The organism is Candidatus Leptovillus gracilis, from assembly GCA_016716065.1.
Taxonomy (GTDB): Bacteria; Chloroflexota; Anaerolineae; order Promineifilales; family Promineifilaceae; genus Leptovillus; species Leptovillus gracilis.
The window spans coordinates 136743-152223 of the sequence record JADJXA010000004.1 but is presented as its reverse complement, the minus strand read 5'-3'; the positions used below and the strand labels follow the sequence as shown (position 1 = coordinate 152223).

At 57.2% G+C, this 15481-nt stretch carries 8 protein-coding genes; all 8 read right to left on the bottom strand.

The window, feature by feature from the left end; translation table 11 throughout:
- Positions 1-122 precede the first annotated feature (122 nt).
- Complete coding sequence (locus tag IPM39_13365) at positions 123-1865, bottom strand: alpha-amylase (GenBank protein ID MBK8987044.1); 1743 nt, start codon at positions 1863-1865, stop codon at positions 123-125.
- Between the two features lie 520 nt (positions 1866-2385).
- Positions 2386-5142 (bottom strand): DUF5110 domain-containing protein, encoded by a 2757-nt coding sequence (locus IPM39_13360; GenBank protein MBK8987043.1) that lies wholly within the window; start codon positions 5140-5142, stop codon positions 2386-2388.
- A 121-nt stretch (positions 5143-5263) separates the two neighbouring features.
- Positions 5264-7084, bottom strand: coding sequence for an alpha-amylase (locus IPM39_13355; GenBank protein ID MBK8987042.1), 1821 nt, complete (start codon positions 7082-7084; stop codon positions 5264-5266).
- Positions 7085-7155: 71 nt separating this feature from the next.
- Positions 7156-10260 carry a VCBS repeat-containing protein gene (locus tag IPM39_13350; GenBank protein ID MBK8987041.1) on the bottom strand — a complete coding sequence of 1035 codons (3105 nt, stop codon included), beginning with the start codon at positions 10258-10260 and terminating at the stop codon, positions 7156-7158.
- 3 nt (positions 10261-10263) lie between these two features.
- Positions 10264-11175 (bottom strand): sugar ABC transporter permease, encoded by a 912-nt coding sequence (locus tag IPM39_13345; protein MBK8987040.1) that lies wholly within the window; start codon positions 11173-11175, stop codon positions 10264-10266.
- On the bottom strand, positions 11168-12766 hold the full coding sequence (locus tag IPM39_13340; protein MBK8987039.1) for an ABC transporter permease subunit: 1599 nt from the start codon (positions 12764-12766) through the stop codon (positions 11168-11170). The genes IPM39_13345 and IPM39_13340 overlap by 8 nt, the downstream gene beginning before the upstream one ends.
- 224 nt (positions 12767-12990) lie before the next feature.
- Entirely contained in the window at positions 12991-14646 is a 1656-nt protein-coding gene (locus IPM39_13335; protein MBK8987038.1) for an extracellular solute-binding protein, read from the bottom strand.
- Positions 14647-14846: 200 nt separating this feature from the next.
- A complete protein-coding gene (locus IPM39_13330; GenBank protein MBK8987037.1) occupies positions 14847-15326 on the bottom strand; it encodes a MarR family transcriptional regulator in 480 nt (159 codons plus the stop codon).
- Positions 15327-15481 lie beyond the last annotated feature (155 nt).

The following is a 15481-nucleotide window of genomic DNA, read 5'->3' as shown; positions in this document are numbered from 1 at the left end:
TCTCCTGGTACACAATGGCAGAAATAAGCCGACAGTTTGTAAGGGCGACCCTTGTGGTCGCCCTCTGGGGCTGGCACAAGGCCAGTCCCTACAAACCTGGTCCTGATTTCTAGACAACTGTACTAGAGATTTTGAATACGGGGAAGTGTGTGCGGGCGAGAAACGGCCGTCCAGTCGCCCGACCAGGGAGCGAGAGTTACTTCTTTTGTCAGCCCCAATTCCGTCAATTGAATAGAGAGCGTCTGCGCCTGTTCGCTGAGATTAAAAGCGACCAGGATGATTTCTTCGTCGCTGCTGACGGTGTAGGCATACGCGCCGTGGGCGGCGTCCAGATAGACGGTTTGGCGTTTTCCTTGCCAGACGGCGGGGTGTTCGCGCCGCAGTTGGGCTAACTGGTGAAAATATTGGCGCAGGTCGGCGTCCTGCTCATCGCCCCAGAGCATGGGCTGGCGACATTCTTCCATACCGTGACTGTCGGGATCGTGGATAAAACGTTCCTGATGGACGCCAACTTCTGTGCCATTGTAGACCACCGGTGGCCCGGCCAAAGTAAACTGGCAGAGAGCGGCCAGCTTGAGTTTACGTTTGTCGTTACCGGCTATCAGCAGGAAACGGTTCATGTCGTGGTTGTCCAGGAAGCTGGGGCGGCTGAAGTTGGCCGGGAAGAACTGCTCATGCAGGTGCAGGAAGGCATCGAAGGCGGCCATGTCCAGGGTGTTGAAGGCAAAGGCGTCGCGCAGGTGTTGCGCCAGGAGGAAATCGAGACAGCCATGGAAACGGCCGTCATACAACATCTGCACCGTTGGCGTATCCACCGTCTCGCCAAACACCCAGGCGTCTGGCTTCAGCGCCTGCACTGCCTGGCGCAGTTCCGTCCAAAAGTCGTGGGATGGCCCCAGGGTATAATCAATGCGCAGGCCATCAAAACCGATTTCGCCCAGCCAGTAGCGCACGCTGTCGAACATGTATTGGCGCACGGCCGTATTTTGCGTGTTTAGTTCGGGCAAGTCGGGCACGTGGAAATAGGCCACGTACCGCTCCGGCCACTCTTCCCAGAGGAACCAATCGTGGTACGGGCTGTCGCGGCGGGCCAAAGCATCTTGAAAATGGGCGTGGCCGCTGCCGACGTGGTTGCCCACAAAATCCAGCAGCAGGCGGATGCCGCGGGCGTGGGCTTCGCGTACCAGTTCTTGCATGTCGGCCAGCGTGCCCAGGCGCGGATTGACGCTGAAATGGTCGGTGGCGTGGTAGCCATGATGGGTTTTGTCGGGAAAAAACGGGTTCAGCCAGAGGCAGTTAAAGCCCATATCGGCGATGTAATCCAGCTTTTCGATGATGCCGCGCAGCGTGCCGCCGTAGATGTCGCTGAGGTGGGTGATGGCGTTCCAGGCACGGCCGCTGCCCGGCGCAAAACGGTCGGGAAATATCTGGTAGACGATGGCTTCTCTGGCCCATGGCGGCGTCGGCCATGCGCCGACCACATAGGAGAAGGTCATGCCGCTGTCGGCCAGGATGGGCGCACCGCCGCTGGCGGGCATGGCGCGAATCTGGTAACGCACCAGCGTGCCGTCTGGTTGAGCCGGCAGCGCCGCCTGCCAGGTGGCGCGGTAGGTCCAGTTGAGAATGTCCCATTCGATGGCGACGCGCTGGAGAGGGAGAACGGCCGTTGCCGGTTCCAACAGCAGGCATTCGACGTGGGTGATATGTTGGGGAACGGCCGTGGTGACGGTGATGATGGGCGCATCGCTCGCGGTTGGCGCTTGCGGCGTCAGCCGGTTCAGGTGGCGGACGCCAGCCGTTTGCTGGCGGATGTACTTAATTTTTCGTTTGGTGGTGGACAGAGTGCCGAAGATTGTTTCGTTCATGGTTTGTTGGTTAGTTGGGTTTTACACTCAGTTTGACTTGAAACCCAGTGTTTTGTGTAATGGTCAAGAGTAATGGTCAAGAGTAATGGTCAAGAGTAATGGTCAAGAGTTTGTTGGAAGGGCTGTCATTCTGACGAGTCTTCGAGGAAGAATCCCCTTGCGGCTGACACATTGGGATTCTTCCCCATTCGGCTTCGCTCAGGGTAGAAGACTCCGCTCAGAATGACAATGGATTGGTCAAAATTGGGGCCAATGGACACCAAACCCCTGGCGCTGCCAAAGGTCGGTTTGGGGGTTGCGGCAAGGCAACAAGTTTAAATGCCGAACCATCATCACGAACAATCACAATCTCATGTCCTTGCGCCGCTTCGTTGAGTGTTTAGATAATTCATTAGCCGCCTGCGTGGCGGGAATTTGCATCAACATACTTTGCTCCTTTTTTGCGTAAAACGCTCTGCAAACAATATAAGGCGTTGCAGTTGCCCTGGCAACGGTCGTCAGTTGAGGGTCATGGTTTGTCTCACGGCTTCTGCGCCACTTTGACCTGCCACCAGACGATGATCCCGCCGATTGCCAGCAAAACCGCTATCAAGCCGATCCACAGAAAATTTGTTGCTGAACCAGTGTCAGTGTCAGTGGCAGGGACAGATGGCGCTTTTGGGGATACGGCCGTTTCAGCGGCCACATCTACTTCCGGCATGGTCGCTTCCTCTTCCACCACAGCCGCCACTTGCGCCAACTGCACCATAAATGCCTTCTCCACATCAACTGGCTGCACGCCCGATTTGGCGTATACGGCCGTTTCCCCCCGATACCAGCCACTCTCGGCCGCGTCATACTCGGCTAACGTGGTCAAGGCGGGCAGCGCCGCGCCATTCAGCAAAACGTCCGTCACCTGCTCATCGTTCAGGGCAATTTCCAGCATATTGCTGCGCGCTTCCATCGCGCCGTCATATGCACCCGCGGCGGCGGCGATGGTGACGGTGATGGCTGCGTCTGCCCACTGCTGGCTGAGTTCGGTGGTGCGGACTGTACCGGACTGATAGGCGATGGTACGGCCGTCATCCTCGTACAAGGTAAACGTGCTGGCTTCCGGCGCGGGCACAATTTGCACGATAAGTTCGTCGCGGGTGGAGCCATCGCGGCGCAGCCCGGCCAGGTTCATCGTTTGCTCGTCTACAGCCAGGCGCGGGATGATGGCCCCGGCGCGGACGTAAAGCGGCAGGCGGAACAAATCGTTCTCAGTTGTAGGCACATCTTCCAGCCATTGGCCCGTGCTGTTGATCCATTCGCCAGTGTGGAAATCCACCCATTGACCGGCGGGCAGGTAGACGGGAACGGCCGTTATCCCCGCCGCGGTCACTGTCCTTACCAACAAAGCATCGCCTAACAGCTTATGGTCGCCCAACGGCCGCGTATTGGTATCCGCCTGAAAGTAAAAGAGCAGCGGCGGCACAACCGGTTCACCTGTCAGATAAGCGCGGTGGGCCAGCGAATAGAGATAGGGCGATAAGCTGTAGCGCAGGCGAATGTTGGCTAAATTGCTGTCCAGATCGCCGATGCGGTCGGGGGCGGTCTCTTTGCAGTTGCACAGGTTTTCCGTGTGCGGGCGTACCGGTACGTCGAGCAAGGCGCTGTTGGCGAACCAGACGGTGTACAGTTCGTCCAGCGCTTCGCCGCTGATATTGCCGCGATGGAACCCGCCAATGTCGGAGCCGAAGTAGTCCATGCCGGAGAGCGACATATGCATTTGGGCGTTCATGTGGGTGGCTAAACTGGGGAAATTGGCGCCAATGTCGGCCGACCACATGGTTGCGCCATAGCGTTGGATGCCGGTTGTGCCGGAGCGGGAGAGGATAGACGGCCGTTGCGCCACGCCATTCCTTTCATAACCCTGGTAGATGCTTTCGGCCCACAGCAAATTGTAAATATTGTGATTGGCCGGCTGGTCGTGCAAATTTAGCCCTGGCAGCCCGGCGTACCAACTGTTAGGGGCAAACATCTCCGGCTCGCCCAGGTCGGTCCAATGGCCGATGACGCCGATGTCTACCAGATGCTGCCGGTTTTCGTCGTGCCAGACGGCCGTGCCCGGTTCGTTGGTCCAATCCACCATGCCGCCGCTGCCCCACCATTTGCCCGGCAAAAGAGCCGGACCGCACGTCTCGCAGCCTTTCACCAGATAACGCTGGCTCGCCATCCGCCCAAAGTTCGAGAGGCCCTGATCCACGTAGGATTCTTCGATGACGATGATGTCCAGCCCTTCTTCGGCGCGAAGTTGGGCGATTTTGCCCGCCGGGTCGGGGAAGTTGTCCAGGTCCCAACTGAGCGAACCCATCTGGCTGGGGGTCTGGATGCCGCCAAACCATTGTAAATCGAGGACGAAGCCATCTTGGGGGAACTGGTTGGCGTCCAGTGTTTGCCGTTTGTCGTCCAGTTCGGCCCAATCGTCGTAGCCATATTCGGACACCCACAGGCCAAAGAGGGAGCGCGGCGGCACGGGCGGGCGGCCGGTGAGTTCCAGGTAGTCGGCGCGTAAATCGGGCAAATCAGGGCCGGTGAGGATGTACCAGCGCAGCGGGTCGGCTGAAGTGGTCATGCGCCAGGGCGCGGCGGTGAAGTCCCATTCTTGCTTGTAGACCACATCCACGAAGAGGGCGATGTTGTCTGTGCCTTCACCCAGGGCGTAAAGAATGGGAAACTGGGTGTTGCCCACCGCGCCGCCGCTGAAGCCTTGCATTTCGTTGCCGACGATGCCGGGGGTGCGTTGGCTGCCGACCCAATCGCCGTTGGGTTCGCCGGGGGCGCGGAATTCCTGGCCCAGGCCGTAGGCGTTTTGCAGGGCGGCGGGGTCAAGGGTGAGGCTTTTTTTGCGCTGGTCGAGGTCGGTGGGACAAACGGCCGTTAGCACCACCGGCTCCTCTTGCGCCAAATCTGTCACTGTGCTGCACAGGGTTTGCGGGTCTACGGCGAGTTGCAGAACGGCCGTTGTCAGCGTGCCCTGCCCGTCGTCGTTAAACTCCGTTGGCCCGGCGTAATCAGTTTTGGCAACCATTGGCGAGGTGGCGATGGGCTGCCCCGTTTCCGGGCCGCTGCCCAGGCCGCTTTCCAGATGCACCAGGTCGTCGTCCAGGAATTCCACCAGCAGGTAGGCGTCGGCGGTGGTGAATTTGACTTGGGGGATAACGGCCATTTGCGCCAAGGTTGGGCGCAACTGGCCGAACAGGAGGGTAAGCAAGAGAATGAAAATGAGGGAACCGATGCGGAAAGCGATTTTCATAGAGTGTGCCATAGGACGACAACGGATTAGGAAAGGAACGAATTAAGAATGGTTGTGTAGCTGTGTCGCAGTATGGACCAGATTTGTCCAATCTTTGAGATTGGACAAATCTATAGCCCACTCACTCTGACGACAACTGAATGATGGTAACGCTCTGGCCGGGGATTTCCAGCAGGGGAGTATAGCCGGTGAAGCCGCCCGCGTCGTTGATAGTGGGTGCGGTGGTTACTTCTGGGCCGAAGAGGGAAACGGCCGTTACCCCTCCGCTCAACGGCCCTTCTGCCAGTTCCAGGCTGTAATCTTCGGCCTGCACCGGGTTGGGATTCAGGTTAAACAGCACCAGGATCACCTGATTGTCCGTGTAGCGGAGGAAGGCGTAGAGGCGGTTGGAATTGGGGGTAACGGCCGTCCACTCCCCTTCCCGCAGCGCCTCATTCGCCAGGCGGAGGGCAATCAGCGCCCGGTAATGGTTCAGCAGTGAATCGGGGTCGTCGTCTTGCAAAGCCACGCTTACTTCCGGGTAGTCAGCGGCGGGGGCGCGCCAGGGCGTGCCGCTGGTAAAGCCCACGTTCGGCTCGTCGCTGCTCCACTGCATCGGCAGGCGAATATCCTCGTCCGGCTTGGTGCCGGTCATGCCAATCTCCTCACCGTAATACAAAAAGGGCACGCCGGGCGATGTCATCAGCAGGGCGGCGGCGATTTTGGCCTTGGTCGGGTCGCGCAGAAGGCTCATTACCCGGTTCTGGTCGTGGTTGGTCAGGAAGACGCCAAACTGGTTGGTCGGCCAACTGGCGTCGGCCAGTTCGGCTACCCGGTACAAATCGCCGCTGATCGGGCTGCCGGCGGCGCGCACATAGGCTTCGGCCAGGTCAAAATCGAAGGCAATATCATTTTCGTCTACGGCGTAGCGGGCGGCGTTCTGCGTATCGGTCCAGGTTTCGCCCACGGTGAAGGCGTCTGGGTCTATGTTTTTGTAGTAGTCGTGGTAGGCTTGCAGCCAGGCATGGGTATCCGGGGTGTTTTCTTGCGCTGCGCCGTTTTCGATGAAGTGGCGCACGGCATCCATGCGGAAGCCATCTACGCCCATATCTTCCAGCCAGAAGCGGGTGATTTCATATAGTTCGGCCGTTACGTCAGGATTGCTCAGGTTGAGGTCGGGCATACCAGACCAGAAGACGGCGTAGTAATACTCCTCTTCTCCGGCGTACCAGACGCGCTGTCCCCAAGGCCCCAGATAGTTGGGCGCTGGGTCTTCCCAGACGTACCAATCGCGGAATTCAGGATCGCCGCTGTTGGCGGCGACAAACCAGGGATGGTCCAGGCCGGTGTGGTTGAGGACCAGGTCTACCACCACGCGCATGTCGCGGGCATGGGCTTCTTCCATAAGGCGGCGGAAATCGTCGGCCGTGCCGTATTCTTGATCTACGGCGTAATAGTCCACCACGTCATAACCGTGATAGCTGGGCGATTCCATGATGGGCATCAGCCAGAGGGCGTTGACGCCTAGCTCTTGCAGGTAGTCCAGTCGTTCGATGAGGCCGTTGATGTCGCCCACGCCGTCGCCATCGGAGTCTTGGAAGCTGCGGACGAAGACTTCGTAAAAAACGGCGTCGTTCCACCAGCGGTCTACGGTGGGGTCGAGGGTGGGGATGGGTTTGGGTGTGGCCGTGGGCGGCCGGGTGGGGCCGGCGGCGCGGGTGGCGGCGTCTTGGGCCAGGGCGGTGGCGATGACATTGGGGGTGGCGGTGGGTTCGGGCGTGGCGGGCACGGCCGTTGGTGGCACGGCCGTTGACGCTTCAGTTGTGGGTGTGTGGGTGACGGGGCTGGATTGGGCAACGGCCGTTGCTGCCTCAGTCACACTCACCGGTTCCCCATTCTGGCAGCCCGCCAGCAGCCCAATCAATAACCAACCAACCAACCAACCAAAATTTCGTAAGTTCATAGATTCTCCTGAGCGAGAGCTAGAGCGAGAGGAAGAAGAAACTCTCGCTCTAGCTCTCGCTCTCGCTCTAGCTAATTGGCCTCAATGCTTTCCGTCTGAAGATTGCCGCCGACGGGGAGGCCGCTGGGTACGGCGGCGGGGATGGTGTGCTGCATGTCCAGGGCGGCGGGCGAGGTGAGCGCGTGGAGGAAGGCCAGCAGATCGGCCATTTCCTGCGATGAAAGCTGCACCCCAGCACTGGCGGAAGGGCTGACCGTCGCCAAAATCGCCGCCAACGCTGTCGGCTGGTCCTGGCAGGTGTCCACCAGGTCGGCCACAAGCTGCGTGGGGTCATACCCTTGCAGGTTGGCCGCCGGTTCCAGGTGGTGGCGCACTGTCTCCTCCAGCGTGGTGAAGGCGCCGTTGTGCATCCAGGGGCCGGTAACAGCCACGTTGCGCAGCGGCGGGGTGCGAAAAGCGAAGCGGTCGCAGTCATTACCCGTTTCGCGGGCGCGGCCTAAATCAAAAGGCTGCTCGCGCCCTTTGCCCGGCCCAATTTGGGGCACGGCCAGGTTATGAAACTGCTGGTCGGTCAGCAGGCCGCCAGAGTGGCAGCTGGCGCAGCCCGCTTCGCCGTAGAACAACAGCGCGCCCCGCTTTTCCTGCGCCGAGAGAGCGCCCAGGTCGCCTTGCAGGTAACGGTCGAAAGGGCTGTCTTCAAAGGTGAAGGTGACGGTTTCATAGGCGGCGATGGCGTTGGCATAATGCTGAATGCCCCATTCGCCGGCTGCGTCGGGATAGGCGGCCTGGAACAGGTCTACGTAGGCGGGAATTGCCAACAGCCGGTCCATCACCCCGTTCCAAATGGGCCAGGCCAGGTGATCGGAGACCCGCGCCAGTTCGTTGACCTCGCCAAACATGTCTTTGTCGCCGCGCCGGCCGCGCATTTCGTCCCGCGAGGTGAGGGGGAAGAGGGCCTGGGCGGCCAGCAGGTTGTCCAGGCCGTCGGGCAGGCGGTCGCTGGCGGGGCTGTCGAAGCCGTGATAGCTGTCGATGGACACACGGCCGTCCCAAAACAGCGTCGTCCATTCGGTATAGCCTAAATTGAACAGGGGTTGGGCATTACGCGGCACAAATTCCCGCTCTGCGTCGAGTTGGGTGCGCTGCACGCCCAATCCCAATCCCCCTGTGCCAATGGGCAGCGAGAGATTATCGCCGGTGGCCGTCAGCGGGTGGTGGCAGGTGACGCAGGCGGTATCGCGGTTGCCGCTGAGTTCGGGGTCCCAGAACAGGGCTTCGCCCAATTGCACCAGTTCGGCGGTGGGGGCTGGTGGATTGTTGGGCGGTTGGACGTCGGCTTGCTGCATGAGGTGTTGGAGACGGCCGTCAACACTCAGCGCCCGCCACACTGGCATCCCCAGGTGGCCGGAGGCGAGCGCCAGAAGGCCGACGGCGGCCAAACCACCCAGGGCGGCTGACAGCCACGGCCGTTGTCCACCGGCCACAAAAGCCCACGCACCCAACCCGGCCAGGGCCGCGCCAAAGGCGAGCAGCAGGTTGGTTGACCCGTCTAGTTGGTTTAGAAAATGGGCTGTTTGGGTGGGGGTGACGGCCGTTTGAGCCAGAATTTGCAGCGCCGTTTCTCCGGCCAACGGGTAATCCAGGCGATAGCGCTGGTTGGCGGTGACGTTGGTGAAGGTTTGCTCGGTTCCATCGGGCCAGCGGACGCGCAAATCGGCCTTTTCTGCCTCGCCTAATCCAAACGTAAGCGCCAACTCGCTGCCGCCACCCAGCCCGGTTCCGTTCATCACGTCTTGCATTTGCGTCAGGCCATCCGGCGTCGTCAGGTAGACCCGCGTTCCTACGGCGTCGCGGTTTACGTGGCCCGCGCCCATCATCTCTAGCGACAGCCAATGATTCTGGCTATAGAAGCTGCCCTGATTTTGGTACAGCCTGTACCCTTCATCCATATTGCCCACCACCAGGTCAGGCCAGCCATCCTGGTTAAAATCGGCGTAAGCGGCGGCCAGGCTGGGGCGGGCATCGGCCGCGGCGTTTAGGCAGGAAACGGCCGTGAACGTGCCATCGGCATTATTCTCAAACAGCTTGTTGGCGGCAATGTCCCGGTGATTGGTGGTGTCGGCGACGGCTAAATACAGATCGCGCCAGCCGTCGTTGTTATAGTCAAAAAATATGGCCCCCCAGCCAATATCTCCCGGCGTTTGCACGCCAGCCGCCGCCGCCACCTCGACAAACGTGCCATCCCCCTGGTTTTGCAGCAGTTCCATCGGGCCAACGTTGGAATAGTAAAAATCCACGTCGCCATCATTGTCGTAATCGCCTGTCGCCAGCCCCATGCCAAACAGTTTAGAATCAGCCCCGGCTTCGGAGGCTACTTGCTTAAAACACCAGCCATTGCAGCCCGGCCCATCATTACGCCATAATTTATTGCCAATGGGATTGATAAACTCATCGTTAACCAGGTAAATGTCCAGGTCGCCATCGTTGTCGTAATCTACAAAACTGGCGATGAAACCTGCCCCATTCAAACTGCCGCCCAGGTAATCGGACACGTCGGCGAATGTGCCGTCGCCGTTGTTACGGTAAAATCGGTCGCTGTCGCCATCCATCGAACGGCCGCACTGCGGATAACAGGACCAATTTGCCACGTACAAGTCTAACAGGCCATCGTTATCAAAGTCGCCCCAGGAAGCCGATTTGCTGTTCTTGTCATCCGTCAGACCCGCCTGCCGGGTAATTTCCACGAAGCGCTGTCCGCCTTCGTTGCGGAAGAGTGTGTTGATGCCCCAATTGACCACCAACAAATCACGCCAGCCGTCATTGTCAAAGTCGGCGAACGTTGCCCCGCTGCTGTAGGCATTGGGCAGCGCCACCTGAGCCGCCAGTGGCGACACAGAAAACGTACCGTCACCATTGTTACGGTACAGGGTATTCGGTCCGGCCGGGTCGGTGACATAGAGATCGAGACGGCCGTCGTTGTCATAATCCCCCCAGGCCAGGCCAACGGCCATCTCCAGGCTGGGAACCCGATTGTTCACTACCCCTGCCGCCCGGCTGACGTCCTGAAAACGATTCGTCTGCACAGCGGGCTGGGCCTGAACAATAAGAGGACAGCCGTGTTGCAACAACACGGCCGTCCCCACCACCAACGTCAAGAGCGCCAAAACGCGCCGCATAAGCTATTCCTTAACAGCCCCAGAGGTCAGCCCTCCGGCAATCTGGTCTTGCAGTGCCAGATAAGTGATCAAAATCGGCAGCGCGCCAATCAACGCCCCGGCGGCAAAGACGCCCCATTTTTTATCGAACTGTCCGGCGGTAAAGATTTGCAGCCCCACCATCAACGTGTATTTGTTCACGTCGTTGAGCAAAATACGCGCCAGGATAAAATCGCCATACGTACCGATGAACGACAAAATGCCGATAACCACCAGCATCGGGCGCAGCAGTGGCAGCAGCAGCGTCCAAAAAATTTGGAAGTGCGTCGCCCCATCCATCATGCCCGATTCGTCAATGGCCCGTGGGATCGTGTCCAGAAAGCCTTTCATCAACCAGATATTCAAACCCATCGAACCACCCAGATATACCAGGATCAGCCCGGCATGGGTATTCAGCCCAAATGCCGGCACGATCTGCCCAATCTGGAAGACGATAATGTAAATGGCTACCAAGGCCAGCAGGTTTGGGAACACCTGAATCAACAGAATTCCTTTCAGCATGGTGACGCGACCGGAAAAACGCAAGCGCGAGAAAGCATAGGCCGCCATCGTAGTGATAGAAATGCTAAGAATCGTCGTAATGCCAGCTATCTTTATCGAGTTCCACACCCATGTCCAATACGGAAACGCGCCAAACTGATAATCAGGATCGCCAAACAAAACTTTGTAATTATTCAGGCCAGCGTTCGCCGGAATAAGCGTCTGGGTAGCCAACGATTGTGAATTGTCGAAGGAGGCAGAAACGATCCACAACACCGGGAAGATGGAGAAGAAAATCAGAATGACGGCGATAATGAGCCGGATTACAACACCCATGCGTTTCTGAAACCGTCGCGATGAACGCAGATTTTGGTAAGTCTGAGTGACGCTAGACATTTTCGCCAACCTCCTCCCACATATTGGTGAAGCGGAACTGCATCAGAGTAAGTGCCCCGACGATGAAGAAAACAAAAATGGAGATGGCTGAGGCCAACCCGTACTGCACGCCTCGGCCGCCGCTTTCAAACGCCAGTTTGTAGACGTAGCTGATTAAAATATCGGTATGCCCCGCCTGAGTAGTCGCGCCGGCAATGGGGGGACCGCCCTGGATAAACAGGTAGATCAGATTGAAGTTATTGAAGTTAAAGACAAACGAGGCAATCAACAACGGACCAACAGCTACCAATAGGAGTGGCAGCGTGATCCGGCGGAACTGCTGCCAACCGGTGGCGCCATCTATCATCGCTGCTTCATAGATGTCTGAGGGAATGGCCTGCAATGCACCGCTGGTAATGAGCATAAAATATGGATAGCCAAGCCATAAGTTCACGATCAGGATGGCTGTTTGCGCCCAGATTGCTTCCGTTGTCCAGGACGGCGCCCAACCAAACCAACTGTTCAGGAAACGGTTGACCACACCAAATTCCGGGTTCATCATACCGCGCCACATAATAATGCTGATCAAGCCGGGGATGGTATAAGGGATCAAAAGAAAGGAACGAATGACTTTCTTGAGTGGAAAATCTCGGTCGTTAAACAGAATGGCAATCATCAACCCCAGAGCAAATGTGGACAAGACGCTGATGGTGGGGAAGATAAAATTCCAGACCATGATGCGGGCAAGTGGTCCGCGTAAGGCCGGGCTGGTAAGTAAATCCTTAAAGTTTTGCAGCCCAATCCAGGTGCGAAAGCCTGGCGTAATGGTTTTGCCAGTTCTCGATGTGAACGTACCATTGATGTTGTAATAGATTTCGCCGTTGGATTGGTCTACGACGGTGTCCGTTTCCGGGTCGAACAAAAACCGGGGTTGCAGCTCGGCGGCTTCACTTGGCGAACGAATCTGGATAATCTGATCACCTTCAAGCCCAAACTTAATGCCGGGCAAGTTTGAGTCGGTGGCGGCAAAGAGTGGGTTTAGGCGTTGATATCCTTCCAAAGAAGTAGGGACACCTCGGCTGTCGGCTTCGCCGATGCCGGGATCGCCTGGTTGGGCCGGTACTATTTCTTCGCCCGGCCGGCCGATAAACGTTTCGCCATCCGGGTTAATAAGCCACAGCGCATAATCGCCGGCGTCATTCTGGAAGGCTGTCCAGGAATAGGATTTTCCTTCTTCTGGCAAAAACACTTGCCTTTCGATGAGCGGTAGCGCTTGTTCTTTGGTCAGCAAATGGCCGTCACCATAGTTTGTAAAGGCCACGTAAATGGTGAAGAACATCGGGTAAATCGTAAAGAGGATGAGGAAGCTCAATCCTAAGGCCATCCAACGAAAGGGGTAAGCTTTGGGGATCAGAAAGATCAGATTCAGCATGACGGTAATGAAGCCAATGATTACCACCAACTGAGTAAATCCCTTGGACAAAGCATTCTGAATGAACCAAAACGCCCCAACATCAAGCACAACAACCAGAATGATGAATATGATTCTGGTTAATGGGGACTCTTTTTGTGAGCGGTCGCCCTTTGCACTTTCAATAGTAAGCCCACTCATGGCATATCTCCTGTATGTTGTTTAGAGAGTCGTATGGCAGTATTGGCGCTTGTTGGACCAACTCTGGTAACAAACCAAATCCTTGAATCCAAATGATGGGGCAAGTTAGCTAGTTGTACGCCAATGCCCTGCGTGTGTTCAGAGAGGCTTAAAAGCAGTTTTGCCCAGATACGAAAAAACCGGGAAGCGCTGAGCGCTTCCCGGTTTCTATTCAAAGGGATGGTTTAGGGCAGGATGATCTCCAGCAGCTTGGTTTCTGGATCGAAGCTGAAGGACACATCGCCATCGGCGGTTAGAGTGAAGGTGTAGTTGTCGCCATCGGGCGCGCCGTCCACACCGTAGTTGGTCGTCCAGGAGCCATCGAGAGCAACTTTCGCTTCGTAATCACCGGCGGTGAGGCTGAAGGGACCACTGGTGTAGAGGCCATCGTCGCCCATGGTCATGGCCGTCGCGGCGCATTCGGGCTGCCAGTCGCCGGGGCAACCAGCCTGGGCTTGATAGGAACCGGGCACGTTGACCATGCCGGTGAGCGGGTTGGCGATCAGGGCGCGGATTTTGGCGCCAGCTTCGGTCATGGCAGTTTCGGGGTCTTGTTTACCGTCGCGGGCCAGCACGACGGAGTCGTTCCAGTTACCCCAGACGGAACCCATAGCCGGGATGGCGGGCATCATGGTGGCGTTTTCGCCAGCGGCAGCCATTGCGATCAAATCAGCGTCGTCAACTTGTTCTAAAGCCGGCAGGTAGGCCGGCGGCCGTTGACCAACTTCGTACAGAGCCATTTGGGTGTCTACGTTGGCGATGAATTCGCTGAGGAAAGCTTGCGCCAGCAGAACGTTGTCGCTTTGGGCGTTGATGAAGAAACCTTGCGTACCGGCGAAGGGATAACCGCCGTCGGGGAAGTTGGCAATGGCATAAGGAATGCCAGATTCACGCAGACGGCCGAGCGCCCAGGGGCCAGCCATGATGAAGGGTGCTTCACCGGTTTCAAACAGCGCATGGTTGTTGGCCCAATCCCAGTCAGCCGGGAAATCGCCATTGGCAACGCCATCAGCCAGCCATTGAACGCCGGCGATCATGCCCTCGCTGTCTATGCCGAGGTCTTCGGGATTCCAGTTACCGTTCTCGTCCTGGCCGAAGATGTAGCCACCCAGGGAGGTGAAGAGCGGGTAGGCATCGTAGGTGGTACCGGTGACGGCCATGACGTAGGTGGTTTCGCCTGCGGCAACCAGTTCACGGCCAACAGTCAGAACCTCTTCCCAGGTGGTGGGAGCGGTTTCGACCATGTCGGTGTTGTAGAAGAAGGCCATGTTTTCGGTGGCGTAAGGCATGCAGTACAGTTCACCATCGAAGGTACAGGCTTCTAACGATTTGGGCGCGAAGTCAGCCTCTTTACCGGCCAGGTCTACGGTAGCCAGAAGACCATTGGAGACCAGTGTACCGGCCTGATCGTGGGCAATGACGATGATGTCGGGGCCTTCACCCAGCGGTGCAGCGACCTGGAAATCGTCACGAATAGCAGATTTCAGCTCAACGACCAGTTCCAGGTTGTAGGCTTCCAGGACCTGTGGGGCCAGGTTTTGCAGAATGGGCGCGCGCGTGTCGTCGGCCCAGATGCGCAGCGTACCGGCTGGCGCAACCGGGGCTGTGGTGGCTTCGGCAGCCGGTTCTTCGGCCACTTCGGTGGCTGCTGGCTCTTCGACGACTGTTTCTACAGCGGTCGGTTCTACAGCGACTGGTTCTTCAACGGCCGTTTCTTCAACTGGCGCAGACGTGGCCGCCGGGACTTGGGTAGGTTCAGCCGCACCACCGCCACAGGCAGCTAATAACAGAGCGCCCATAAGCATTGCGATGAACAGCAGATACAAATTTTTGTTTTTCATGAAAAAGTTTCTCCTCACTTTCAAAATTTAAATACGAAATGACAACTCGTTTAGCAGGTTATTGGTTTTTGATTTTTTGCGAACATCACCTCCTCATTTGTGATAATCAACTTATGCGTTTCTACTCGCAGTCCACCCACTATTTTGCGCTGTTCTTGCCCCCAAAAGACGCAAGCCGCGCATATCTGAAAGCATTCGTTTTACCCGGCAAAGTGACTTTGGTGGACCAACTGAGGATTTTCGGCCAAACCATATAATTCTTGTTTCATATGCTCGTTTAGCCGACTTAGACCCTCTATCAGGTTGTCGTGTTCAATTTCGTTCATGCAGTCGAGACGGGCTTCGTTATATTGTTTGTGCGCGATGGCAATTTGGCTGAGAACCGCCGCCCCTCCATCTGTTAGATAGAGCCGCAGAGCGCGCCCATCTTTCTCATGCGGCTGACGTACAACATAACCGATGGACTCCAACCCCTTAATGATGCGCGTGACATTGCTTTTGTCACAGACCATGCAGTCGCTTAGCTGGCTAAAGGAAATTCCCGGTTCTTCGCCAATGTGATGAAGCGCATAGTAGCGTGAGACGCTGATGTCAAAACGGCTGAAAAAGCGGCGATCTCCATCATCAAGAAGTAGAAATGTTTCCTTGATCAAATTGTAAAGTTGTTCCTTGTCATTCATATGCGGTGGTCTTGAGCGTAGTTCGTTGCATGAGCAATAGTTGATAAGTCAACTTTATCACAGTCAGTTATTCATGTCAATAAGTATAGCCGCCGTTTGTAGAAATTGTATAGAAAGGCGGTCTCAAGGGGCTAACGGGGTAATAAAAAAGTATC

What these genes read in the sequence shown, in the direction of transcription:
- IPM39_13330 (MBK8987037.1), bottom strand. Translation starts at nt 15,326, where the DNA reads ATGAATGACAAGGAACAACTTTACAATTTGATCAAGGAAACATTTCTA.
- IPM39_13335 (MBK8987038.1), bottom strand. Translation starts at nt 14,646, where the DNA reads ATGAAAAACAAAAATTTGTATCTGCTGTTCATCGCAATGCTTATGGGC.
- IPM39_13360 (MBK8987043.1), bottom strand. Translation starts at nt 5,142, where the DNA reads ATGAAAATCGCTTTCCGCATCGGTTCCCTCATTTTCATTCTCTTGCTT.
- IPM39_13365 (MBK8987044.1), bottom strand. Translation starts at nt 1,865, where the DNA reads ATGAACGAAACAATCTTCGGCACTCTGTCCACCACCAAACGAAAAATT.
- IPM39_13350 (MBK8987041.1), bottom strand. Translation starts at nt 10,260, where the DNA reads ATGCGGCGCGTTTTGGCGCTCTTGACGTTGGTGGTGGGGACGGCCGTG.
- IPM39_13345 (MBK8987040.1), bottom strand. Translation starts at nt 11,175, where the DNA reads ATGTCTAGCGTCACTCAGACTTACCAAAATCTGCGTTCATCGCGACGG.
- IPM39_13355 (MBK8987042.1), bottom strand. Translation starts at nt 7,084, where the DNA reads ATGAACTTACGAAATTTTGGTTGGTTGGTTGGTTGGTTATTGATTGGG.
- IPM39_13340 (MBK8987039.1), bottom strand. Translation starts at nt 12,766, where the DNA reads ATGAGTGGGCTTACTATTGAAAGTGCAAAGGGCGACCGCTCACAAAAA.